Below are 23594 nucleotides of genomic sequence, written 5' to 3' on the forward strand. Positions count from 1 at the left end.
CCGCCAAGACCTTCAGTGGATAGGGTGTTATGTCCGGAAAAGCGCAACAGCAGTCTCGTATCAAAGAGTTGATCGTTCTCGGTCGTGAGCAGGGTTACCTGACTTACGCGGAGGTCAACGACCACCTGCCTGAGGATATTTCAGATCCAGAGCAGGTGGAAGACATCATCCGCATGATTAACGACATGGGGATCAACGTATTCGAAGCTGCGCCAGATAAGGACTCCCTTATGCTGGCCGACGCCGATACTGACGAGGCTGCAGCCGAAGAGGCAGCAGCAGCGTTGGCAGCAGTGGAGACCGATATCGGTCGCACGACGGACCCTGTGCGCATGTATATGCGTGAAATGGGTACGGTCGAGTTGCTGACACGCGAAGGCGAAATTGAAATCGCCAAGCGTATCGAGGAAGGCATCCGTGAAGTGATGGGCGCAATTGCGCACTTCCCTGGCACGGTTGACCATATTCTGTCCGAGTACACTCGCGTCACCACCGAAGGCGGTCGCCTGTCCGACGTCTTGAGCGGTTACATCGACCCGGATGACGGCATTGCGCCGCCCGCCGCCGAAGTACCGCCGCCTGTGGGTGCGAAAACCGCGAAAGCTGACGACGAAACTGATGACGACGAGGCTGAAGCCAGCACCGACGACGAAGAAGAAGTCGAAAGCGGCCCGGACCCGATCATCGCTGCCCAGCGCTTCGGTGCGGTTTCCGATCAAATGGAAATCACCCGCAAGGCCCTGAAAAAGCACGGTCGTGGCAACAAGCAGGCAATCGCCGAGCTGATCGCCCTGGCTGAGCTGTTCATGCCAATCAAGCTGGTGCCGAAGCAATTCGAAGGCCTGGTTGAGCGTGTTCGCAGTGCCCTTGAGCGTCTGCGTGCCCAAGAGCGCGCAATCATGCAGCTGTGTGTACGTGATGCACGTATGCCGCGCGCCGACTTCCTGCGCCAGTTCCCGGGCAACGAAGTTGACGAAAGCTGGACCGACGCGCTGGCCAAAGGCAAGGCGAAATATGCCGAAGCCATTGGTCGTCTGCAGCCCGATATCATCCGTTGCCAGCAGAAGCTGACTGCGCTTGAGACTGAAACCGGCCTGACGATTGCTGAAATCAAGGACATCAACCGTCGCATGTCGATCGGTGAGGCCAAGGCCCGCCGCGCGAAGAAAGAGATGGTTGAAGCGAACTTGCGTCTGGTGATCTCCATCGCCAAGAAGTACACCAACCGTGGCCTGCAATTCCTCGATCTGATCCAGGAAGGCAACATCGGCTTGATGAAGGCTGTGGACAAGTTCGAATACCGTCGCGGCTACAAGTTCTCGACTTATGCCACCTGGTGGATCCGTCAGGCGATCACTCGCTCGATCGCCGACCAGGCCCGCACCATCCGTATTCCGGTGCACATGATCGAGACGATCAACAAGCTCAACCGTATTTCCCGGCAGATGTTGCAGGAAATGGGTCGCGAACCGACCCCGGAAGAGTTGGGCGAACGCATGGAAATGCCTGAGGATAAAATCCGCAAGGTATTGAAGATTGCTAAAGAGCCGATCTCCATGGAAACGCCGATTGGTGATGACGAAGACTCCCATCTGGGTGACTTCATCGAAGACTCGACCATGCAGTCGCCAATCGATGTCGCCACTGTTGAGAGCCTTAAAGAAGCGACTCGCGACGTACTGTCCGGCCTCACTGCCCGTGAAGCCAAGGTACTGCGCATGCGTTTCGGCATCGACATGAATACCGACCACACCCTTGAGGAAGTCGGTAAGCAGTTTGACGTGACGCGTGAGCGGATCCGTCAGATCGAAGCCAAGGCGCTGCGCAAGTTGCGCCACCCGACGCGAAGCGAGCATCTGCGCTCCTTCCTCGACGAGTGATACCAGAACCCCCGGCCCAGGCCGGGGGTTTTGCATTCTGCAAACTACTTTCTATAGATTAACTGCCGCGCAACACCCCTCCCCCGCAATGCCCGTCTACACTCGAAACATTCCCCGTGCCATAACGAGACCGTTATGCCCAGACTGCCGACCGTGATACTGCTGTCGCTGCTGACCTGGACCGCAACGGCTGGCGCGTTGACTCTCACCGATGAAGAGCGTGGCTGGCTGGCGGACCATCAGGAGCTGCGCCTTGGGGTGGATGCCTCCTGGCCACCCTTCGAATACCGTGACGAAAATGGCCGTTATCAAGGCCTGGCCGCCGACTACGTGCGCTTGATCCAGGACCGCCTGGGCGTCAGGATCAAACTGATCGAGCCCGTAAACTGGACCGCCGTGCTCGAGCAGGCCAAAAACAACCAGCTCGACCTGCTGCCCGGCATCATGTCCACCCCGGAGCGCCAGGGTTTCCTGGCCTTCACGCGCCCGTACCTGGATTTCCCGATTGTCATCCTCGCCCATGAAGGCGGCGCGAAACCGCGCAACCTGAAGGATTTGTACGGTCTCAAGATTGCTGTGGTGGAAAACTACGCACCGCATGAATTACTGCGCACCCACCACCCGGATCTCAACCTGGTGGCCATGCCCAACGTCAGCTCGACTCTGCAGGCGCTGGCCACCGATGAAGTGGATGCGGTCGTAGGCGATCTTGCCTCCAGCGTCTGGAGCCTGCGCCAACTCAAGCTTGATGGTTTATACGTCAGCGGCGAAACGCCCTACCGCTATCAGTTGGCGATGGGCGTACCGCGCGATGAGAAAATGCTGGTGGGCATCCTGGACAAGGTGCTCGCCGACCTCAGCTCAGACGAAACCGACGCGATCCAGCAACATTGGGTCGGCAGCTTTACCGATCACCGCACGTTCTGGGCCGACCTGCTGATGTACGGCCTGCCCGCCGTGCTGCTGTTGAGCACTGTGCTGGCCATCGTGATTCGGATCAATCGCCGACTCAGCTCGGAAATTTCCCGACGGGTCGCCCTTGAGCAGGAACTGCGCAGCAGTGAATACCACTATCGCGGCCTGGTGGAGAGCCTGTCCGCCATCGCCTGGGAAGCCAGCATCACTGACTTCACCTACAGCTACGTGTCGCCCCATGCCGAAGACCTGCTCGGCTACCCCCGCGCGCACTGGCTGATCCCCGGTTTCTGGCGCAACATCATCCACCCCGCCGACCTGACGCGCGCCGAAGCCTATTGCTACCGCGAAACCCGCGCCAACCGCGACCACAGCCTCGATTATCGAGTGATCACCGCCGATGGCCGCTGCCTGTGGGTGCGCGACATTGTCAGCCTTATCGAGCACGGGCACGAGCCGGTGCTGCGCGGCCTGATGATCGATATCAGCGAAGCCAAACGCACAGAAGAGGCCCTGCAGCTTTCCGAGCAGAAATTTGCCTCGGTGTTCCAGCAATGCCCGGACATCCTGGTAATTGCGCGGCTGTCCGATGGCTGCCTGCTGGAGGTCAACAAGGCTTTTGAAGACCAAATTGGCTTGAGCGCTGAACAAGTCGTGGGCAAAACCGCCACCGAACTGAATATCTGGGGCATTCAAGGCGTCGGCCCCGACCTGCTGCAACGCGTGCAAACCACCAGCATCCGCAACCTCGAAATGCCGTTTCGGCGCAGCAACGGCCAGGCCTTTACCGGCCTGATTTCGGCGGAGCCGTTCCAACTCGACACCACCGAGGCCCTGGTGGTGGTGGTGCGTGATATCACCCAGCTCAAGGAAACCCAGCAACAGCTGCAAACCTCCGAAGAGAAATTCGCCAAGGCCTTCCATGCCTCACCCGATGGCTTGCTGCTCAGCCGCCAACGCGATGGTCTGCTGATTGAAGTGAACGACGGTTTCAGCCGGATTACCGGGTTTACCAGCGCAACCTCGCTCGACCAATCCACCCTGGACTTGGGCATCTGGGTCGACCTCAACGAACGCAAACACATGCTTGAGCTGATGCAGCGCGACGGGTTTGTGCGCGATTTCGTCTGCCATATACGCCGCAACGACGGCCAGATTCGCCTCTGCGAAGTCTCCAGCCGCCCACTGCCCATCGGCGATGAAGATTGCATGCTCACCATTGCTCGGGACATCACCGAACGCCAGTTCATGCAGGAAAAACTGCAACAGGCCGCGACGGTATTTGAAAGTACGGCCGAAGGCGTATTGATCACCGACACTCGGCAGAACATCAGCGCCGTCAACCGTGCCTTCACTGAAATCACCGGCTACAGCGAAGCCGAAGCGCTGGGCAGCACGCCGCGCCTGCTCGCCTCCGGCCTGCATGACAGCGCGTTCTATGCGGCCATGTGGCACCAGTTGACCGCCCAGGGCCACTGGCAGGGTGAGATCTCCAACCGCCGCAAAAACGGCGAGTTGTACCCCAGCTGGCTGACCATCAGTGCCGTGCGCAACCGCGAGCAATTGATCACCCACTTTGTCGCCGTGTTTGCCGACATTTCCAGCCTCAAGCACGCCCAGGCGCGGCTCGACTACCAGGCGCATCATGACCCACTGACCGGCCTGCCCAACCGCACCCTGTTTGAAAGCCGTTTGCAGGCGGCACTGAATGGCCAGCAGGAAAGCGGTAACCAAGGCGCCGTGCTGTTCCTCGACCTGGACCGCTTCAAACACATCAACGACAGCCTCGGCCATCCCATCGGCGACCTGCTGCTCAAGGACATCGCCGTGCGCCTCAAGGACCAACTGCGTGACGTCGACACCGTAGCGCGCCTGGGCGGCGACGAATTCATCATCCTGCTGCCTGGCCTGCAACACGCCAGCGACGCCGAACACCTGGCCAACAAACTGCTCGCCTGTTTTACCCCGCCCTTCCAGGCCGGTGAGCACGAGTTCTTTATCAGCGCGAGTATCGGCACCAGCCTGTACCCGCAGGACGGCACTGACGTCGCCACGCTGGTCAAAAATGCCGACGCCGCGATGTACCGCTCCAAGGCAAAGGGCCGCAACCGCGTCGAAAGCTACACCCGCGACCTCACCGCCCAAGCCAACGAACGCGTGGCCCTGGAACACGAACTGCGCCGCGCCATCGAACGTGAAGAATTGAGCCTGTATTACCAACCCAAGCTGAGCCTGGCGACCCAGGAACTGATCGGCGCCGAAGCCCTGATCCGCTGGCACCACCCCACCTTCGGCGACGTGCCGCCCGAGCATTTCATCGCCCTCGCCGAAGAGAACGGCATGATCCTGCAAATTGGCGACTGGGTGCTGGAACAGGCCTGCCGGCAACTGCACGCCTGGCAAACCGTCTTCGATGATTTCGGCCCGCTGTCGGTGAACCTCGCTGGCGCGCAACTGCGTCACCCCAACCTGCTCGGGCGCATTGAGCAGCTCCTGCGCGACTACCGCCTGGAACCCGGCTGCCTGCAACTGGAGATCACCGAAAACTTCATCATGAGCCAGGCCGAAGAAGCCCTGGAAGTGCTGCACCAGCTCAAACGCCTCGGCGTGCAACTGGCAATTGACGATTTCGGCACCGGCTATTCATCCCTCAGCTACCTCAAACGCCTGCCGCTGGACTTCCTCAAGATCGATCAGTCATTCGTACGCGGCCTGCCCGACGACCCTCACGACGCCGCCATCGTGCGCGCCATCATCGCCCTGGGCCACAGCATGCAATTCACCATCATCGCTGAAGGCGTGGAAAACCCCGCGCAACAGGCCTTCCTCGCCGCCGAAGGCTGCGAACAGATGCAAGGCTACATCGTCAGCCTGCCCCTGCCGCCCGAGCTTTTTGCCGCGACATTTCTTCATATGAGGGTTTCAGACTTTTCGGATGGCACAGCGGGGAAACCGTCGTTATAATCCGCGACCTGTTACAAGGGCCTATAGCTCAGTTGGTCAGAGCAGAGGACTCATAATCCTTTGGTCCACGGTTCAAGTCCGTGTGGGCCCACCAAACAAAAAAGCCGCGCATTGCGCGGCTTTTGCGTGTCTGGCGTTCGACTTACACAGACAACTCACGCAACGCCGCCGTCGCCAAAAAGCCTGACCGCGATGCATAGCGGTGATCCTTCTGCACACGCTCATCAATGCGGTGCAGCAACTGCTCCGGCAGAGAGGCATTGAAGCGCACCGACTTACCCAAGTACGGCGTGAGATCAAAGTCGACTATCGCCCAGACACCACCGGAAAAGTCCGGATTGTCCAGATGAGCATCGACCTCTTGTGCTTGGGGAAGTTTTTCCTGGTCGGCAACCAGCCCTTCCAGATGCAACGCCAACGCCTCCCGGACATTATCCAACGCTTCGGAAAACGAGGAGCCTGCCGAAAAGCAACCAGGTACATCAGGGACCGTCACGCTGTAGTCCGAATCGGCGTCTTTATGTACTACCACTGGGAATTTCATCGCTCCACCTCCGAACGAACTCTAAGGGGCTCATCCAACTCGTCGGCCAGTCTTATCACTTGAGACCTGCTGATTTGAAAATACTGTGTAAGGTGCCTTTGGCCGGGCTCATGTGCCGCGATGATGACGATGTAAAGAGTTTTTCTGCCAGCGAACATCTGTCAGTTTTTGTGCCTCGATTTTAAGGGCGGCTTCCGCGCGAAAAGTCGCGACGTTACAAGCAATGAAAGATTTGTTAATTGTCCTCAACTGCTACGGCACAGACCATGCTCGGCCACCCGCACCAGCACGAGGACACCAGGCTCCATGCCTCAATCCAACCGATCACCCCACGCCTTTTTTGCCCTCAGCCTGCGCACCGCAGACGCTCTCGCAATCACCCTTGCAACGCTGAACTGCGCACACGCAGCAACGCCTGCACCGGCCACCATCAAGGCGTACAAACTCTGCACTGGCGCAGACAACGCCTCGCACGTGTTGGAAGGCACCATCGACCAGACCCAGCGCAACGACGTGACTGCCATTCATTTCAAGACAACCCCTGCGCATGCGGCTTACGGCTGGCATAACGACCCCGAGCCGCAGTACGTCATGACACTCTCCGGCACGCTGGCATTCGCTACCCGTGGCGGCGAGACGTTCACCTTGCACCCCGGTGAAGTGCTGGTCGCTGAAGACAACACCGGCTCAGGGCATCGCTGGAACCTGATTGATGACCAGCCATGGCGTCGTGGCTACGCGGTACTCAAGGCTGGCGCGCCGGATTCGTTTATCCCTAACGATCCCGCTGCCGCAAAAGTGTGCAAGTTGCCCTAGTCACACCCATCCAGCGCGGGCACAAGCCTGTAACATGGCGACCCATTGCCGCCCGCTCTGGAGCCCTGCCCTTGCCCGTCCTCGATGAAATCGATCGCCAACTGATCGCCGCCTTGCAGATCAACGCTCGCGAAAGCGTGGCCATGCTTGCCCGGCAACTGGGTATTGCGCGCACCACGGTGACGTCGCGACTGGCACGCCTGGAGAAAACCCAGGTGATTACCGGCTACGGCGTGCGCCTCGGCCAGCGTGTGGTCGATGGGGGTTTGCAGGCTTATGTGGGGATTACCGTGCAAGCGCGCTCGGGCAAGGAAGTGCTGCGCAGGCTGAGTGCCATGGCGCAGGTGCAGCAGTTGTGTGCGGTGAGTGGCGAGTTTGATTACGTGGCGTGGCTGCGCACCGATTCGCCGGAGCAGCTGGATCAGTTGCTGGACCAGATCGGCAGTGTCGACGGCGTGGAGAAAACCACCACGTCGATCATCCTCAGTAACAAATTAGATCGCGGCCAACCAATCTGACCGCCTACTTCGTCACTTTGACTAAAAACAGTTCAATCCGACGACACATTGCGTCTTAATAACGAACGCTACGCTCCCTAAACTGGCTGCCATCTTTTCCTATACTCAACGGGCCACAACCCGCCGAGTCGTCAGTAAGGTCAGCCATGAGCATTCCGTCCAGCACCATCAGCAAGACCAATCGCCACCCCGCCGACGGTAAAAAACCCATCACCATCTTTGGCCCGGATTTTCCGTTTGCCTTTGATGACTGGATCGAGCATCCGGCCGGCCTGGGCAGCATTCCTGCCGCCAACCATGGCGCCGAAGTGGCGATTGTGGGTGCCGGGATCGCGGGTCTGGTGGCCGCTTATGAGCTGATGAAGCTGGGCCTCAAGCCGGTGGTGTACGAAGCGTCGAAGATGGGCGGCCGCTTGCGTTCCCAGGCGTTTGAAGGTGCCGAAGGCATTATCGCCGAGCTGGGCGGCATGCGTTTTCCGGTGTCGTCCACCGCGTTCTACCACTATGTGGACAAGCTGGGCCTGGAGACCAAGCCCTTCCCCAACCCGCTGACGCCAGCCTCCGGCAGCACGGTGGTCGACCTCGAAGGCCAGACCCACTACGCACAAAAACTCTCGGACTTGCCGGTGCTGTTCCAGGAGGTCGCCGACGCCTGGGCGGATGCGCTGGAAGCTGGTTCGCAGTTCGGTGATATCCAGCAGGCCATCCGCGATCGCGACGTGCCGCGCCTCAAAGCGCTGTGGAACAAGCTGGTACCGTTGTGGGATGACCGCACCTTCTATGACTTCGTCGCCACCTCCAAGGCCTTCGCCAAACTGTCGTTCGCGCACCGCGAAGTCTTCGGTCAAGTGGGTTTCGGCACCGGCGGCTGGGACTCGGACTTCCCCAACTCGATGCTGGAAATCTTCCGCGTGGTGATGACCAACTGCGACGACCACCAGCACCTGGTTGTCGGCGGCGTGGCACAAGTGCCCATGGGCATCTGGCGCCATGTGCCGGAGCGTTGCGCCCATTGGCCGGCGGGCACCAGTCTCAGCTCGTTGCATCGTGGCGCGCCACGCGCCGGCGTGAAGCGCATCGCGCACGCCGACGGTGGGCGCTTTGCCGTGACCGACAACTACGGCGACACACGCGAGTACGCCGCCGTGCTGACCACCTGCCAAAGCTGGCTGCTGACCACCCAAATCGAATGCGACGAAACCCTGTTCTCGCAAAAAATGTGGATGGCCCTGGACCGCACCCGTTACATGCAGTCGTCGAAAACCTTTGTAATGGTCGATCGCCCATTCTGGAAAGACAAAGACCCGGAAACCGGCCGCGACCTGATGAGCATGACCCTCACCGATCGCCTGACCCGTGGCACTTACCTGTTCGACAACGGCGACGACAAGCCGGGCGTGATCTGCCTGTCATATTCGTGGATGAGCGACGCGCTGAAAATGCTCCCGCAGCCCATCGACAAGCGCGTGAAACTGGCGCTGGACGCACTGAAAAAGATCTACCCGAAAGTCGACATCAAGGCGCGCATCATCGGCGACCCGATCACCGTGTCCTGGGAAGCCGACCCGCATTTCCTCGGGGCTTTCAAAGGCGCTTTGCCCGGTCACTATCGCTACAACCAGCGGATGTATGCGCACTTTATGCAGAAGGACATGCCCGCCGAACAACGTGGGATTTTTATCGCCGGTGATGACGTTTCCTGGACGCCCGCCTGGGTAGAAGGCGCGGTACAAACTTCGCTGAACGCGGTGTGGGGCATCATGACCCACTTCGGTGGCAGCACCCATCCGCAGAACCCGGGGCCGGGTGATGTATTCGACGAAATCGGCCCAATCGCCCTGGCCGATTAAGGAGTTGAATATGCGCGTCGCCCTGTACCAATGCCCACCGCTGCCGCTGGATGTGGCCGGCAACCTCAAGCGCCTGCACCAGCTCGCCCATGAGGCGTCGGGCGCGGATGTGCTGGTGTTGCCGGAGATGTTTCTCAGCGGCTACAACATCGGCGCCGAAGCGGTTGGCGCGCTGGCCGAGGCACAGGATGGCGCGTCGGCTCAGGCGATTGCCGAGCTTGCCAGGAGCGCGGGGCTGGCGATTGTGTATGGCTACCCGGAGCGGGCCGAGGACGGGCAGATCTACAACGCCGTGCAGTTAATAGACTCCCATGGCCAGCGCCTGTGCAACTACCGCAAGACTCACCTGTTTGGCGACCTGGACCACTCGATGTTCAGTGCCGGGGAAGATGATTTCCCGTTGGTGGAACTGAACGGTTGGAAGCTTGGTTTCCTGATCTGCTACGACCTGGAGTTCCCGGAAAACACCCGGCGTCTGGCCCTGGCCGGTGCTGAACTGATTTTAGTGCCCACCGCCAATATGGTGCCGTTCGACTTCGTCGCCGACGTCACCGTTCGGGCACGGGCCTATGAAAACCAGTGTTATGTGGCTTACGCCAACTATTGCGGGCAGGAAGGCGAAATTCAGTATTGCGGCCAGAGCAGTATTGCAGCGCCGAATGGCCAGTGCGTCGCCCAGGCCGGGCTGGATGAGGCGCTGATTGTCGGGGAGCTGGATCGCCAATCCATCATCGACGCCCGCGTCGCCAATCACTACCTGCAAGACCGTCGCCCCGAGCTGTACGCCGCGCTGCACAAGCCCTGACCCGGCCGGTTTGTTAACATGGCCACCTCCTACGTTTCGGAAGTGCCCATGCCTGCGCCGGCCCAGCCTCATCACCTCCACCTGACCCTCGCGAATGGCCTGCGGGTGTCCCTACGCCGTGCGCCACGTTTAAAGCGTTGCGCTGCCGTTTTACGGGTGGCCGCCGGTAGCCATGACGTGCCATTGGCATGGCCGGGGCTGGCGCATTTTCTTGAGCATTTGTTGTTTCTCGGGACGCAGCGTTTTCCCACCGACGAAGGGCTGATGGCCCACGTGCAGCGGCATGGCGGACAGGTCAATGCGAGTACCCGCGAGCGCACCATGGACTACTTTTTCGAACTGCCCGTGCAGGCCTTTGCGGATGGACTGGAACGGCTGGCGGACATGCTGACCCATCCGCGCCTGGCGGTTGAAGACCAACTGCGGGAGCGCGAAGTGCTGCACGCCGAGTTCGTCGCCTGGTCCCAGGATGCCAAGGCACAGCAGGAGGTCGCGCTGCTGGAGAGCTTGGCAGCCGATCATCCATTGCGCGGTTTTCATGCAGGTAATCGGGACAGTTTGCCGGTGGAGCGTGAGGCATTTCAGCAAGCTTTGCGGGAATTCCACGCGCTTTTTTACAGAAGCGGGCAGATGACCTTGAGCCTTGCCGGGCCGCAAGCATTGGAAGAGTTGGAAGCATTGGCGCAGCGATTCAGCCAGGCATTGGCCTCTGGGCCTTTCCACCCACAGGCCGAACCGCCCGCGCTGATGCGAGGCGCAGCGCAGGGCTATCAACACACCGCGAACAACCACCTGCACCATGTCATTGCCTGCGACGTGCCGCGCGAAGCACTGGATTTTCTCTGCACCTGGCTCAACGCCTGCGCCCCCGGCGGCTTGCTGGCGGCGCTGAAAGCGCAAAAGCTGGCGACCGAACTGCAGGCATCGGTGCTGTATCACTTTGCCGGGCAAGCGCTGCTGGATATCGATATCACGCTCGGTACTCAAGGCGACGCGGCTACTCATATCGAAGCGTTGTTGCACGACTGGCTGAGTTTTTTCGCACAGAGCAATTGGACGCCGGTGCGCGAAGAGTTCGCCTTGCTGAGCGCTCGCCAGCAACAGATCCAGGGCGCCCTGGCACTGGCTCGAAACACCAGCGAAGACTTGTCGGAACAGGGTGTTGCAGCCCTCAAGGCCATGCTTGACTCACTGCACCTGCCGCCCGCCGAGCACGCCTGGCAATTGCCGCCCGGCAATCCATTCCTGCGCCCGCCAGCCAAGGAAGAACGTGCGGGCCTGATTCGCGGCCAGACCAGCGCTCATCGTGGTTTGCGCACCTTTGCCCAGGATCGCTCGCGGGGGCGGCGAGACGTGTCGGCGCTGACATTCAGCCAGGCCTTGGCGGATGGCACTGATGAAGGCGCGCTGTACCTGCAATGGCGATTTGAATCCGCCGCCCCAGCCGGGCTGGAAAGTGCGTTGCAGCCGCTGCGCGAAAATGCGCGTCAGGCGGGAGTGGATTTATCTTTCGAAACCCTCGGCAATGATTGGTTGGTGAAAATGGTCGGGCTTCACGAACCGATGCCTGCCGTAGTCGAAGCGCTGGCGCTCAACCTGAGCCGGACCGATGAGGCGCCGTCACCCACCGCCCAAACGCCGATGATTGCCATCCGGGAACTGCTCAAGGCGTTACCGGCTTACTGTGTCGGTAAGGGTTCCGGGACGAGCAAGACATCAGCGTCATGGAACACTGCACGCTGGCAGGGGCTGGGCACAGCCTTGCCCGCGGCGTGTGAAACGGCGATCAAGACCGCTGCGGCGCGACTGCCTGGCCAGCCGGCAAGCCTCGAACACACGCCCCAAAGCCTCGACGGCCAACGGCTCTGGCACGAGGTGAAGACCGACTCTAGCGAAGCCGCATTGCTGCTGTTTTGCCCGACGCCAACCCAATCCCTGGCCGATGAAGCCGCATGGCGCCTGCTCGGCCATCTGATCCAGCGCCCGTTCTACCAACGCCTGCGCGTCGAACTGCAAGTCGGCTACGCAGTATTCAGCGGCATCCGACAGATTAATGGGCAAACCGGCCTGCTTTTTGGCGTGCAATCGCCAAGTATCTCCCTGGCGGGGATCGTCGAACACCTGCAAACCTTCCTGACCCAACTGCCGGCGCTGATCGACAATTATGCCGACTTGGGCAACCAGGCCCTGACGCAGCAATTCAGCGCCCAGGCATTGCCCATCGCCCAAGCCGCCGACCTGCTCTGGCACGCACAGCTGGCTGGCCATTCGTCGGGTTATCTGCAACAGCTTCAACAGCTGATCCAAACCCTCACGCACGCGGACTTGCAGCACGCCACCCAACAACTCAACGATGCTGCAGGCGGCTGGCGCTGTGTGGCCAACGGCACCCGAGTGAGTGATTCCTGGCAGACAGGAGCCTGATCATTGCTGGCCCTGCAAAAGGCTTTTTCCACCAAGACAGCGCTAACTTGAAAAGAATTGCGTAACATTCATACGCACACCTCTGAACATCTCCGGTTGGAGGTGGACTATATGTATTGCTGAGTAGTGAACGTCCCATCCCTCGTAGGAGTATGAATATGACCTGGTCCAAACCTGCTTACACTGATCTACGTATTGGTTTCGAAGTCACCATGTACTTCGCCAGCCGTTGATTGGCTGAGTAATACAACGCCTCGGTTCGCCCGGGGCGTTTTTGTTTTGAGCTTTGCTGATGGAGCGATCATGTTTGTCCAGATTCTAGGTTCCGCCGCCGGCGGTGGTTTCCCGCAGTGGAACTGCAACTGCGTGAATTGCGCAGGCTTTCGCGACGGCAGCCTGCGGGCGCAGGCGCGCACTCAGTCGTCTATCGCAATCTCCGACGATGGCGTGAATTGGGTACTGTGCAATGCGTCGCCGGATATCCGCGCGCAACTGCAGGGTTTCGCCCCGATGCAACCCGGCCGCGCGCTACGCGATACCGGGATCAGCGCGATCATCCTGATGGACAGCCAGATCGACCACACCACCGGCCTGTTGAGCTTGCGCGAAGGCTGCCCGCACCAGGTGTGGTGCACCGACATGGTCCATGAAGACTTGAGCACCGGTTTTCCACTGTTCACCATGCTCACGCACTGGAACGGCGGCCTGGCCTGGAACCGCATCGAGCTGGACGCTAGCTTCACCATCCCGGCCTGCCCCAACCTGCGTTTCACTCCGCTGCCACTGCGCAGCGCCGCACCGCCCTACTCGCCGCACCGCTTCGACCCGCACCCCGGCGACAACATCGGCCTGATCGTCGAAGACCTGCGCACTGGCGGCAAACTGTTCTACGCCCCGGGCCTGGGCAAGGTTGACGCGCCGTTGCTGGAGATCATGGCCGGCAGCGATTGCCTGCTGGTGGACGGCACGATGTGGGACGACGATGAAATGCAGCGCCGAGGCGTCGGCACCCGCACCGGGCGCGAGATGGGCCACTTGGCGCAGAACGGCCCCGGCGGCATGCTGGAAGTGCTGGAGCAGTTGCCCGAGCAGCGCAAGGTGCTTATCCACATCAACAACACCAATCCGATCCTCGATGAAGATTCCCCCGAGCGAGCGGAACTGGTGCGGCGCAATGTCGAAGTGGCTTACGACGGCATGAGCCTTGAATTGTAGGAGCAATCGAGATGACTGATACACCGTTGACCACTGCCGAATTCGAAGCAGCCCTGCGGGCCAAGGGCGCCTTCTACCATATCCATCACCCGTACCACGTGGCGATGTATGAGGGCCGCGCCACGCGCGAGCAGATTCAGGGCTGGGTCGCCAACCGTTTCTACTATCAGGTGAACATCCCGCTGAAAGACGCCGCGATCCTGGCCAACTGCCCGGACCGCGAGATCCGCCGCGAGTGGATACAGCGCCTGCTCGACCACGATGGCGCCCCTGGCGAAGACGGTGGCATCGAAGCCTGGTTGCGCTTGGGCCAGGCAGTCGGCCTAGACCCAGACCAACTGCGTTCCCAGGAACTGGTGCTGCCCGGCGTACGGTTTGCGGTGGATGCCTACGTCAACTTTGCGCGCCGTGCCAGCTGGCAGGAAGCCGCCAGCAGCTCGCTGACCGAGCTGTTCGCCCCGCAGATCCACCAGTCGCGCCTCGACAGCTGGCCGCAGCACTACCCATGGATCGACCCGGCCGGTTACGAGTATTTCCGTACCCGCCTGGGCCAGGCCCGTCGCGATGTGGAACACGGCTTGGCGATCACGCTGCAGCATTACACTACCCGTGAGGGCCAGGAGCGCATGCTGGAAATTCTCCAGTTCAAACTGGACATCCTGTGGAGCATGCTGGATGCCATGAGCATGGCCTACGAACTGAAACGCCCGCCCTATCACAGCGTGACCGAGCAGCGGGTGTGGCATAAAGGGATCACCCTATGAGCTTTGATCGCAGCAGAACACCAACCTGGCGCCAGGGCTATCGCTACCAATACGAGCCGGCGCAAAAAGGCCACGTGTTGCTCTACCCGGAAGGCATGATCAAGCTCAACGACAGCGCCGCGTTGATCGGCGGCCTGATCGATGGCGAGCGCGATGTGGCCGCCATCATCGCCGAGCTGGATAAGCAATTCCCCGGCGTACCTGAACTGGGTAAAGACATCGAGGATTTCATGGAGGTCGCCCGTGCTCAGCACTGGATCGAACTTGCCTGAGAAGCCACCGGTCGGCCTGCCGCTGTGGCTGCTCGCGGAGCTGACGTATCGCTGCCCGTTGCAGTGCCCGTATTGCTCCAACCCGCTGGATTTTGCCGAACAGGGCAAGGAGCTGAGCACCGAACAGTGGATCAAGGTGTTTCGTGAAGCGCGGGAAATGGGTGCCGCGCAATTGGGCTTTTCCGGCGGTGAACCGCTGGTGCGCCAGGACCTTGCCGAACTGATCGCCGAGGCGCGCAAGCTGGGGTTCTATACCAACCTGATCACCTCTGGCATCGGCCTCACCGAGCAGAAGATCAGCGACTTCAAGAAAGCCGGGCTGGACCATATCCAGATCAGTTTCCAGGCCAGCGACGAACAGGTGAACAACCTGCTGGCCGGCTCAAAAAAGGCCTTCGCGCAAAAGTTGGAGATGGCCCGTGCAGTAAAGGCGCATGGCTACCCGATGGTGTTGAATTTCGTAACCCATCGGCACAATATCGACAAGATCGACCGCATCATTGAGCTGTGTATCGCTTTGGAGGCGGACTTTGTCGAACTCGCCACGTGCCAGTTCTACGGCTGGGCGCAGCTCAATCGTGTGGGGTTGTTGCCGACCAAAGAACAGCTGGTACGCGCCGAACGCATCACCAACGAATACCGTGCCAAGCTCGAAGCCGAAGGCCACCCGTGCAAGCTGATATTCGTCACGCCGGATTACTACGAGGAACGCCCGAAAGCCTGTATGAACGGCTGGGGCAGCATCTTCCTCACGGTTACGCCGGACGGCACCGCCCTGCCTTGCCACGGCGCCCGACAGATGCCGGTGCAATTTCCCAATGTGCGCGACCACAGCATGCAGCACATCTGGTACGACTCGTTTGGCTTCAACCGCTTTCGCGGCTACGACTGGATGCCCGAGCCGTGCCGTTCATGCGACGAGAAGGAAAAAGACTTCGGCGGCTGCCGCTGCCAGGCATTCATGCTCACGGGGGACGCAAGCAACGCCGACCCGGTGTGCAGCAAGTCCGAGCAGCACGGCATCATCCTGCAAGCGCGGGAAGAGGCCGAACATGCCACTCAGACCATTGAGCAGTTGGCCTTTCGCAACGAGCGCAACTCACGGCTCATTGCAAAAGGCTGAGGGTTTTAGCGTTTGGCGATGATGTACACGGCGTGAATGATGCCGGGGAAGTAACCGCACAAGGTCAGCAGGATGTTCAGCCAGAACGCACCGGCGAAGCCCACTTGCAGGAACACACCCAGTGGCGGCAGCAGGATGGCGATGATGATACGAATAATGTCCATGGGTCAGCTCCAGAAGATCGGCTCGTGTGAGCCGTGTAGCTAATCGACCTTGGCCGTTCGTGAGGGTTCACTGGGATCTGGCACGGGGCCATCCTCAGGCCAGAATCTCCAACCCATGCTTCTGCACGATGCTCAGTAACTTGAGTGCCATGCCGCTGGGTTGCTTCTCGCCGGACTCCCACTTCTTCACCGTGGAGGCGCTGGTGTTCAGGTAACGGGCGAATACAGGTTGGCTTACGTGGCTGTTTTCGCGGAGTTGCTTGATTTGTTCGGCCGGGATTTGCGCCGGCACCGTTGCAAGGCACATTTCGTCAAACTCACGAAGCGTGGTTTTGCTGATGGCGCCTATCGAGTACAACGCCTTGGCTGATTGATGAATGGACTCCAGCGCTTCACTCTCATATTTCTTGGTCATGATATATCTCCACAAACTCCTTGAGATCCAGTAGCTGCTGAACCTGTATTTCACTTAAAGCTTCATAAGTCTTCGCCATCGCTCGAAACGCAATTAAATCCTTCTGACTGATATTGCTTTGATCCTGTTTGGCGAACAGAAGCTGATAAACCCAGTAATGCCTGCCCCTGGCCAAGACTATGGAGCGATGCCGGTTCTGATTCAGACGTTTCTTCCAAACACCGCCGTCTAAATTATCAGCTTGGCCCTTCAGCATCTGGCCAAATGCCTCTCTCAACTCCGAATCACAGACCCAGGCCTTGCTGGCCGAATCAGCAAAATGCCGCGTCTTGAACAACCTAAGCCTCATGGATATCCCTTCCCGCAAACATACCACTCAGTGGTACAGATTAGAAATGAGGCACGCTCGAAATTTTTCATGCCCCAGCGGCAGTCCTTGCCGATGCCTGTAAAAAACCACTGCTCTCAATAAGGCTCAATCAACGCTTTCAATCCAAAAATTTCACCGACAAAAAAACGCCCCCAGCCAAAAGAATCAGGCTGGAGGCGCCGCGTATGCCGCGAGACGGTTCTGGAATCTAGGGTTTAAACGGCGATGCCCTTGCGGCATTGCAGTTGTGCGGTGCGCACGCGGGAGAAGGCGCGGGCCAGGCGCAGGAGCATTTCGTCGATGTTACTTTTGCTCACCGTCAGGGCCGGTGTGAAGCGCAGGCAGTTGGGTTGCGGGGCGTTAAGGATCAGGCCTTCATGCAGGGCTGCTTTTACGACGGCATCTGCGGAATCATCCGACAACGTCAGGCCCCACATCAGGCCATGTCCACGTAGTTGGCCGTGGTCGTAGCGATAAGCCAAACGGGCGAGGCCTTCGCCCAAGTAAAGGCCTGACTCACGGACGTGTTCGAGAAAGCCGTGTTCCAGCAGCGTTTCGAGCACCGCCCCGCCAGCCGAGGCCATCAATGCATTGCCATGATGGGTGCCGTCCAATTCGCCCACCTCCAGGCAGCACGCTGTGCCGCGCGCCAGTAACGCCGCCAATGGCACGCCGCCGCCCAGGCCCTTGCCGAGGGTGATGATGTCGGCCCGCACGCCATACTGTTGTTCGGCGAGCAGGCTGCCGCAGCGGCCCATGCCGGTTTGCACTTCATCGAGGATCAGCAGGATTCCCAACTCGCGGCACAGCCGCTCAACACCTTTCAAATAGTGCTCGGTGGCGGGAATTACGCCAGCTTCGCTCTGAATCGGCTCCAGCATAATGGCGACGGTCTGTGCATCCACCGCCGCGTGCAGGGCTGGCAGGTCGTTGAAGGGCACATGGCTGAAACCCGGCAATTGCGGCTCAAAGCGGTTTGCGCCGCCATTGGCCGAGGCCGCCATCGCTGCGAAACTGCGGCCGTGGCAAGCGTTGCTGGCGCTGATGATGCGATAAGCCCCGCCGCGATGCAGTTGGCCCCATTTGCGCGCCAGCTTGATCGCGGCTTCGCAGGCTTCGGCGCCGCTATTGAGCAGGTAACCCTGATCGCTGCCGGTGTGCTGGCACAGCCGATCGACAAGGTTCAGCTGGGCGCGGTTGTGCAGGCCATTGCCTGGGTTGATCAGCGCTTGAGTCTGATCGGCCAGGGCCTTGATCAATATTTGCGGGCTATGGCCAAGGCTGTTGGCGGCGCTGCCCTGACTGAAATCCAGGTAGGCGCGCTCGTCGCTGTCCCAGAGCCAGGAGCCCTGGCCACGCACAAACACCTGCGCAGGCCTTGCCGCGGTGTGCATCACCCTGTCACTGGAAAGGTCACGTGGGGCGTCGAGGATCAAATCGTCCAGGCTCGGCGCAGGGCGGCGAAACAGATTCACAGCTTACCCCCGATGGCAACCGGACCTTGGTCGATGCCCCGTGCAAACCGAGCCTTGAGGTGTTTTGCCTTGCCTATGTAAACGCTATCAACAAATACGCTGTTCATTGCCCGATCCGGCCCTGTAAGCCCTGCGAATAGGCGCTAGACTAGGCCTCCAAGCGGCCATCGGCCATTTCGATTTTCCAGCTTTTTCGATAAGTAACTCTTATGGATTTCAAGCAACTGCGTTATTTCGTCGCGGTGTATGAGGAAGGCCACGTGGGCCGGGCGGCGGAGCGTTTATCGATCTCTCAACCGGCCCTCTCGCAACAGATTCGCCAATTGGAGCAGAACCTGGATGTGAGCCTGTTCGAGCGCAGCAGCAAGCGCCTGTTGCCGACGCTCGCCGCGCATACCTTGTACAACCACGCGTTGCCGCTGATCGACGGCATGCAGCAGGCGGTTGAAGCCTTGCGCAACTTCAAGGGCCAGGCGATGCGCACCTTGGCCATCGGCGTGCTGCAAACCGTGCACACCAGCCTGGTCCCGCAAATGCTTGAGCGCGTGCGCAAAGCTCAGCCGCATTTGGTGGTGCAGATCTACGAATTGACGGGCATGGAGATTGAACGCCGGCTGCTGAACGGCTCGCTGGACATCGGCATCAGCTACCTGCCGCCGCGCCAGCCGGGGCTGCACGGCGTGCTGTTGTATGAAGATGAATTGAAGGTGGTCATCCCCGAGGACCATCCCCTGCGCGAATTCAAGAAAGTCTCGCTGAAACAGGCGGCCGAGTTGCCGATGTTGCTATTGGGCGAGGAGTTTCAAGTGCGGCAGATCTGGCAAGGGCAGTTGTCCAACCTGGGCCGCAGGCCGCAAGTGCAGGCGGAGCTCAACACGATGGTGGGTATTCTCGACAGCCTGCCCCACACCAAGCTGGCCACCGTATTGCCGGGGCGCTCCCAGGACGAGCACAACAGCAAGGCGCTACTGTGGAAACCCTTGAGTGAACCGAGGGTGGCGCTGAAAGTGGGTTTGGTGTGCCGCGACGTACAACGCCAGCAAGCCACGGTGGCGCTGCTGCGCACCTTGCTGGAAGACGTGATGAATGCCCCGTAGGCGCCTGTCTGACTTTTTCGCAGGCAAAAGAAAACCCCGCCGAAGCGGGGCTTTGCAGACTGTTTCCCTGACATCCATTTCACTCCGCCGTCCTGGCAGAATCCTACGTGTCCGTGTTGTTGCTTTGCGCTTCCTGCGCGACGTCCATGTGAAGTAGATTATCCGTGGATCCAATTTGGCGATAGAGGACGAATAGCAGCAGGTGATGTAAGAGAATGCTTACACGCCCTCCAAGCCTTTAAAACTGTGCTTCATCCAGCAAAAACAGCGATTCGCTACCGGCTTTTACCGACGCACTCAACGAATGAATACGCGGCAGCAGGCGAGCAAAGTAGAAGCGCGCGGTGCCCAGTTTGCTGGCATAGAAGTCTTCCTCAGCTTCTTTGCCCAACGCCGCCTTGGCCATGCGCGCCCACATATAGGCATAGGCCATGTAGCCAAAGGCGTGCAGGTACTCCACCGAGGCCGCGCCGATTTCATTCGGGTTGGTCTTGGCACGGTCCAGCACCCAGGCGGTCAACTCATCCAGATTATCCACCGCCGCACTCAGCGGACGGGTGAACTCACCCAGTTCGGCACCCGCCGTGGCGATGAACTGGCGGATCTCGTCGGCAAACAAGGTGTAGAACGCACCGCCGCTGCCGACGATCTTGCGCCCCATCAAGTCCAGCGCCTGAATGCCATTGGTGCCTTCGTAGATCTGCGTGATGCGCACATCCCGAACAAGCTGCTCCTGGCCCCACTCGCGAATGTAGCCGTGGCCGCCGAACACTTGCTGGCCGAGTACGGTGGTTTCCAGGCCCAGGTCGCTGAGGAATGCTTTGGCAACCGGCGTCAGCAACGCCACCAGATTGTCGGCACGCTCGCGGGCGGCAGCGTCTTCGCTGAACTTGGCGATATCCAACTGCGTGGCCACGTAGGTGGAGAACGCGCGGCCACCTTCGTTCGAGGCCTTCATGGTCAGCAACATGCGGCGCACATCAGGGTGCACGATGATCGGGTCGGCGACTTTGTCCTTGGCCTGGGCGCCGGTCGGCGAACGGCTTTGCAGACGATCACGCGCATATTCAATCGCGTTCTGATACGAGCGCTCACCCGACGCCAAGCCCTGGATACCAACCCCCAGGCGCTCGTAGTTCATCATGGTGAACATCGCCGCCAGCCCACGGTTCGGCTCGCCCACCAGGTAACCCACGGCTGCATCGAAGTTCATCACGCAGGTCGCAGACGCCTGGATGCCCATCTTATGCTCGATGGAGCCACAGCTCACCGGATTACGCGCGCCCAAGCTGCCGTCGGCATTGACCATGAACTTCGGCACCAGGAACAACGAGATGCCTTTTGGTCCGGCCGGCGCGTCAGGCAGCTTGGCCAGCACCAGGTGGATAATGTTTTCGGTGAGGTCGTGTTCGCCGCCGGTGATAAAAATCTTGGTGCCGCTGATCGTGTAGGAACCGTCCGCCTGAGGCTCGGCCTTGGTGCGGATAATCCCCAGGTCGGTCCCGGCATGCGCTTCAGTCAGGCACATGGAGCCGGCCCACTCGCCGGAGTACATCTTCGGCAAATAGGTGGCTTTGAGTGCTTCGCTGGCGTGGGTGTTGATCGACACGCAGGCGCCGGATGTCAGCATCGGGTACAGGCCGAACGCCAGGCTCGACGAGTTGATCATCTCTTCGACTTGGGCCGAAACGGCCTTGGGCATGCCCATGCCGCCGAAGATCGGATCGCCGCCTACGCCCACCCAGCCGCCTTCGGCGTAGGTTTTATAGGCCTGTGGAAAACCATCCGGCGTGCTGACCACGGTGTCCGCCCAACGGCAACCTTGCTCATCGCCGTTACGGCTAAGCGGAGCGATGGATTTGGCCGTGACTTTGCCGGCTTCCTCAAGGATCGCCTCGACAGTTTCGGCATCCACGGTGTCTGCCAATGCCGGCAATTGGGCCCAAGTCTTGGCGACCTCAAAAACTTCGTTGAGGACGAAGCGCATATCACGCAGCGGCGCTTTGTAATCAGCCATGGCAAACCTCGTGAGAACGTAAAAAGTGATTCGATAGGATCGGTTTTACAAGCTCCGAGTGTACCCGAACAACTTTTCAGACACATAGGGTCCTTTCGTGACTATTAAGTATTTATAAGTCACGCCGCCTACAGTGCAAACAACTGAGCCGGCAGGCTCATCAGGCATTCGCTGCCCGCCTCCACCGCTGCCCGGTGCGTCGCCGTACGCGGCAGCAAACGTTTGAAGTAGAAGTCGCAGGTCGCCAACTTAGCCTGGGCAAACTCGGTGTCGTCGTGTGCCTGAGCCGCAATCGCCATGCGCAACCACAGGTAGGCGAGGATGATGTAACCGCTGTACATCAAGTAATCCACCGCCGCTGCACCGACTTCATCGGGGTTTTTCATGGCGGCCATGCCGACCTGCATCGTCAACTCGCCCCATTGCTGATTCAGTTGATTGAGCTGCGCCACATGGGCCTTGAGTTGCGGATGCTCGGCATTCTCCGCACAAAACTTATGCACAATCTTGGTGAAACCGCGCAACAGCTTGCCTTGGCTACCGAGCACCTTGCGGCCCAGCAGGTCGAGCGCCTGGATGCCGTTGGTGCCTTCATAGATCGGCGCAATACGGGCATCGCGCGCCAATTGCTCCATGCCCCATTCGCGAATATAGCCGTGGCCGCCGAACACCTGCATGCCGTGGTTGGTCACCTCAAGCCCCGTATCGGTCATGAAGGCTTTGCAGATGGGCGTAAGGAACGCCAACAGGTCTTCGGCTTCCTGGCGTTGGCCGGCGTCGCTGCCCAGGTGCGCGGTGTCGAGCAATTGCGCGGTGAAGTAGGTCAGCGCGCGGTTGCCCTCGTTGAAGGCTTTCATGGTCAGCAACATACGCCGCACATCGGCGTGCACGATGATCGGGTCGGCGGCTTTTTCCGGGGCCTTGGCGCCGGTGAGCGAGCGCATCTGCAGGCGGTCGTTGGCGTATTTGATCGCGCCCTGGAAACTCGCTTCGCCGTTGCACAGGCCCTGCATGCCGGTGCCCAGACGCGCGTGGTTCATCATGGTGAACATGCAGTTGAGGCCCTTGTTCGCCTCGCCAATCAGGAAGCCCCTGGCACCGTCGAAATTCAGCACGCACGTGGCCGACGCCTTGATGCCCATCTTGTGCTCGATGGAGCCGCAGTGCACCGCGTTGCGCTCACCCGAATCGGCATGGAACTTGGGCACGATAAACAACGAGATACCTTTGGTGCCCGCCGGTGCATCCGGCAACTTGGCCAGCACCAGGTGGATGATATTGGCACTCAGGTCGTGCTCGCCGGCGGAGATGAAGATCTTGCTGCCAGTGAGCGCATAGCTGCCGTCCGCCTGGGGCACGGCGCGGGTTTTGATCAGCCCCAGGTCGGTGCCGCAATGGGCTTCGGTCAGGCACATGGTGCCGGTCCACTCGCCGGCGGTGAGTTTGGTCAGGTAAGTGGCTTTCTGCTCATCCGTGCCGTGGGCGTGGATCGCCGACATGGCGCCGTGGGTCAGCCCAGGGTACATGCCCCAGGATGTGTTGCTGGAGCCGATCATTTCGCTCAGCACCAGGCCCAAAGAGTGCGGCAAGCCCTGGCCACCGAAGGCCGGGTCCGCCGCCACGCCGTGCCAGCCGCCTTCCACGTACTGGGCGAAGGCTTCCTTGAAGCCCTTGGGCGTGGTGACGACGCCGTTGTCGAAATGGCAGCCTTCTTCATCGCCGCTGCGATTAAGCGGCGACAGCACGTTTTCGCAGAATTTGGCGCCTTCTTCGAGGATCGCGCTGACCATGTCCGGGCTGGCGTCCGTTGCGCCCAGCGCGGCGTAGTGGCCGTGGAAATCAAACACGTGGTCGATCAGAAAGCGCATGTCGCGCAGGGGAGCTTTGTACTCAGGCATGGCGATGTCTCCGGCAGCAGATGGTTTCAACCTACTGCCGGCCACCGCCGCAAACAATCACTGTAGAA

General features: G+C 60.1%; 20 protein-coding genes and 1 tRNA gene. 14 read left to right on the forward strand and 7 right to left on the reverse strand.

What is annotated here, in order from left to right; all coding sequences use genetic code 11:
* The first annotated feature begins 29 nt into the window (after positions 1 to 29).
* From rpoD to L8I05_RS23845, 3 genes are all read left to right on the forward strand, one after another.
* On the forward strand, positions 30 to 1880 hold the full coding sequence (rpoD, locus tag L8I05_RS23835; protein WP_242171762.1) for an RNA polymerase sigma factor RpoD: 1851 nt from the start codon (positions 30 to 32) through the stop codon (positions 1878 to 1880).
* Between the two features lie 135 nt (positions 1881 to 2015).
* Positions 2016 to 5759, forward strand: a complete 3744-nt coding sequence (locus L8I05_RS23840; protein WP_177017944.1) for an EAL domain-containing protein — start codon at positions 2016 to 2018, stop codon at positions 5757 to 5759.
* Positions 5760 to 5776: 17 nt separating this feature from the next.
* A tRNA-Ile gene (locus tag L8I05_RS23845) sits at positions 5777 to 5853 on the forward strand.
* A gap of 48 nt (positions 5854 to 5901) precedes the next feature.
* On the opposite strand, the gene L8I05_RS23850 is transcribed toward L8I05_RS23845, so the two are convergent.
* On the reverse strand, positions 5902 to 6303 hold the full coding sequence (locus tag L8I05_RS23850; RefSeq protein ID WP_242171763.1) for a type II toxin-antitoxin system HicB family antitoxin: 402 nt from the start codon (positions 6301 to 6303) through the stop codon (positions 5902 to 5904).
* A gap of 306 nt (positions 6304 to 6609) precedes the next feature.
* Here L8I05_RS23850 and L8I05_RS23855 point away from each other — a divergent pair, with 306 nt between their 5' ends.
* The 10 genes from L8I05_RS23855 (at position 6610) to pqqE (ending at position 16090) form a co-directional block, all read left to right on the forward strand.
* Positions 6610 to 7119, forward strand: a complete 510-nt coding sequence (locus L8I05_RS23855; protein ID WP_242171764.1) for a hypothetical protein — start codon at positions 6610 to 6612, stop codon at positions 7117 to 7119.
* 71 nt (positions 7120 to 7190) lie between these two features.
* Positions 7191 to 7637: an Lrp/AsnC family transcriptional regulator gene (locus L8I05_RS23860; RefSeq protein ID WP_078734923.1), complete on the forward strand. Its 447-nt coding sequence runs from the start codon at positions 7191 to 7193 to the stop codon at positions 7635 to 7637.
* Positions 7638 to 7804: 167 nt separating this feature from the next.
* Positions 7805 to 9487 carry an NAD(P)/FAD-dependent oxidoreductase gene (locus L8I05_RS23865; protein ID WP_242171942.1) on the forward strand — a complete coding sequence of 561 codons (1683 nt, stop codon included), beginning with the start codon at positions 7805 to 7807 and terminating at the stop codon, positions 9485 to 9487.
* Between the two features lie 10 nt (positions 9488 to 9497).
* On the forward strand, positions 9498 to 10292 hold the full coding sequence (locus tag L8I05_RS23870; RefSeq protein WP_242171765.1) for a carbon-nitrogen hydrolase family protein: 795 nt from the start codon (positions 9498 to 9500) through the stop codon (positions 10290 to 10292).
* A 48-nt stretch (positions 10293 to 10340) separates the two neighbouring features.
* A complete protein-coding gene (gene pqqF, locus L8I05_RS23875; protein ID WP_242171948.1) occupies positions 10341 to 12716 on the forward strand; it encodes a pyrroloquinoline quinone biosynthesis protein PqqF in 2376 nt (791 codons plus the stop codon).
* Positions 12717 to 12874: 158 nt separating this feature from the next.
* Positions 12875 to 12949, forward strand: coding sequence for a pyrroloquinoline quinone precursor peptide PqqA (gene pqqA / locus L8I05_RS23880; RefSeq protein ID WP_003194766.1), 75 nt, complete (start codon positions 12875 to 12877; stop codon positions 12947 to 12949).
* A gap of 70 nt (positions 12950 to 13019) precedes the next feature.
* The gene (gene pqqB / locus L8I05_RS23885) at positions 13020 to 13931 is read left to right on the forward strand and encodes a pyrroloquinoline quinone biosynthesis protein PqqB (protein ID WP_122309721.1); all 912 of its coding nucleotides are present in this window, start codon (positions 13020 to 13022) and stop codon (positions 13929 to 13931) included.
* Positions 13932 to 13942: 11 nt separating this feature from the next.
* A complete protein-coding gene (gene pqqC / locus L8I05_RS23890; RefSeq protein WP_017138042.1) occupies positions 13943 to 14695 on the forward strand; it encodes a pyrroloquinoline-quinone synthase PqqC in 753 nt (250 codons plus the stop codon).
* Positions 14692 to 14967: a pyrroloquinoline quinone biosynthesis peptide chaperone PqqD gene (pqqD, locus tag L8I05_RS23895; RefSeq protein ID WP_242171766.1), complete on the forward strand. Its 276-nt coding sequence runs from the start codon at positions 14692 to 14694 to the stop codon at positions 14965 to 14967. The genes pqqC and pqqD overlap by 4 nt, the downstream gene beginning before the upstream one ends.
* Positions 14939 to 16090 carry a pyrroloquinoline quinone biosynthesis protein PqqE gene (gene pqqE, locus L8I05_RS23900; protein ID WP_106575539.1) on the forward strand — a complete coding sequence of 384 codons (1152 nt, stop codon included), beginning with the start codon at positions 14939 to 14941 and terminating at the stop codon, positions 16088 to 16090. The genes pqqD and pqqE overlap by 29 nt, the downstream gene beginning before the upstream one ends.
* Before the next feature lie 5 nt (positions 16091 to 16095).
* Here the strand turns inward: pqqE and L8I05_RS23905 are convergent, their stop codons facing one another.
* The 4 genes from L8I05_RS23905 to L8I05_RS23920 form a co-directional block, all read right to left on the reverse strand.
* Entirely contained in the window at positions 16096 to 16254 is a 159-nt protein-coding gene (locus tag L8I05_RS23905) for a YqaE/Pmp3 family membrane protein (protein WP_010207008.1), read from the reverse strand.
* Positions 16255 to 16348: 94 nt separating this feature from the next.
* The gene (locus tag L8I05_RS23910; protein ID WP_197626580.1) at positions 16349 to 16669 is read right to left on the reverse strand and encodes a DNA-binding transcriptional regulator; all 321 of its coding nucleotides are present in this window, start codon (positions 16667 to 16669) and stop codon (positions 16349 to 16351) included.
* Entirely contained in the window at positions 16653 to 17018 is a 366-nt protein-coding gene (locus L8I05_RS23915; protein ID WP_242171768.1) for a type II toxin-antitoxin system RelE/ParE family toxin, read from the reverse strand. The genes L8I05_RS23910 and L8I05_RS23915 overlap by 17 nt, the downstream gene beginning before the upstream one ends.
* 236 nt (positions 17019 to 17254) lie before the next feature.
* Positions 17255 to 18514 (reverse strand): aminotransferase class III-fold pyridoxal phosphate-dependent enzyme, encoded by a 1260-nt coding sequence (locus L8I05_RS23920; RefSeq protein WP_242171769.1) that lies wholly within the window; start codon positions 18512 to 18514, stop codon positions 17255 to 17257.
* Positions 18515 to 18723: 209 nt separating this feature from the next.
* Between L8I05_RS23920 and L8I05_RS23925 the strand changes: the two genes are divergently transcribed.
* Positions 18724 to 19611 (forward strand): LysR family transcriptional regulator, encoded by an 888-nt coding sequence (locus L8I05_RS23925; RefSeq protein ID WP_159960400.1) that lies wholly within the window; start codon positions 18724 to 18726, stop codon positions 19609 to 19611.
* Positions 19612 to 19849: 238 nt separating this feature from the next.
* Here the strand turns inward: L8I05_RS23925 and L8I05_RS23930 are convergent, their stop codons facing one another.
* Complete coding sequence (locus tag L8I05_RS23930; protein WP_159960402.1) at positions 19850 to 21628, reverse strand: acyl-CoA dehydrogenase C-terminal domain-containing protein; 1779 nt, start codon at positions 21626 to 21628, stop codon at positions 19850 to 19852.
* A 128-nt stretch (positions 21629 to 21756) separates the two neighbouring features.
* Positions 21757 to 23526: an acyl-CoA dehydrogenase C-terminal domain-containing protein gene (locus tag L8I05_RS23935; protein ID WP_242171770.1), complete on the reverse strand. Its 1770-nt coding sequence runs from the start codon at positions 23524 to 23526 to the stop codon at positions 21757 to 21759.
* Between the last annotated feature and the right edge of the window lie 68 nt (positions 23527 to 23594).

This window comes from Pseudomonas sp. MONT-RG-20F-20-E-7-02, from assembly GCF_022662395.1.
In the GTDB taxonomy this organism is placed as follows: domain Bacteria; phylum Pseudomonadota; class Gammaproteobacteria; order Pseudomonadales; family Pseudomonadaceae; genus Aquipseudomonas.

What these genes read in the sequence shown, in the direction of transcription:
- L8I05_RS23910 (WP_197626580.1), bottom strand. Translation starts at nt 16,669, where the DNA reads ATGACCAAGAAATATGAGAGTGAAGCGCTGGAGTCCATTCATCAATCA.
- pqqD (WP_242171766.1), top strand. Translation starts at nt 14,692, where the DNA reads ATGAGCTTTGATCGCAGCAGAACACCAACCTGGCGCCAGGGCTATCGC.
- pqqC (WP_017138042.1), top strand. Translation starts at nt 13,943, where the DNA reads ATGACTGATACACCGTTGACCACTGCCGAATTCGAAGCAGCCCTGCGG.
- pqqB (WP_122309721.1), top strand. Translation starts at nt 13,020, where the DNA reads ATGTTTGTCCAGATTCTAGGTTCCGCCGCCGGCGGTGGTTTCCCGCAG.
- L8I05_RS23905 (WP_010207008.1), bottom strand. Translation starts at nt 16,254, where the DNA reads ATGGACATTATTCGTATCATCATCGCCATCCTGCTGCCGCCACTGGGT.
- L8I05_RS23930 (WP_159960402.1), bottom strand. Translation starts at nt 21,628, where the DNA reads ATGGCTGATTACAAAGCGCCGCTGCGTGATATGCGCTTCGTCCTCAAC.
- L8I05_RS23915 (WP_242171768.1), bottom strand. Translation starts at nt 17,018, where the DNA reads ATGAGGCTTAGGTTGTTCAAGACGCGGCATTTTGCTGATTCGGCCAGC.
- rpoD (WP_242171762.1), top strand. Translation starts at nt 30, where the DNA reads ATGTCCGGAAAAGCGCAACAGCAGTCTCGTATCAAAGAGTTGATCGTT.
- L8I05_RS23840 (WP_177017944.1), top strand. Translation starts at nt 2,016, where the DNA reads ATGCCCAGACTGCCGACCGTGATACTGCTGTCGCTGCTGACCTGGACC.
- L8I05_RS23855 (WP_242171764.1), top strand. Translation starts at nt 6,610, where the DNA reads ATGCCTCAATCCAACCGATCACCCCACGCCTTTTTTGCCCTCAGCCTG.
- L8I05_RS23850 (WP_242171763.1), bottom strand. Translation starts at nt 6,303, where the DNA reads ATGAAATTCCCAGTGGTAGTACATAAAGACGCCGATTCGGACTACAGC.
- L8I05_RS23870 (WP_242171765.1), top strand. Translation starts at nt 9,498, where the DNA reads ATGCGCGTCGCCCTGTACCAATGCCCACCGCTGCCGCTGGATGTGGCC.
- L8I05_RS23925 (WP_159960400.1), top strand. Translation starts at nt 18,724, where the DNA reads ATGGATTTCAAGCAACTGCGTTATTTCGTCGCGGTGTATGAGGAAGGC.
- L8I05_RS23935 (WP_242171770.1), bottom strand. Translation starts at nt 23,526, where the DNA reads ATGCCTGAGTACAAAGCTCCCCTGCGCGACATGCGCTTTCTGATCGAC.
- pqqF (WP_242171948.1), top strand. Translation starts at nt 10,341, where the DNA reads ATGCCTGCGCCGGCCCAGCCTCATCACCTCCACCTGACCCTCGCGAAT.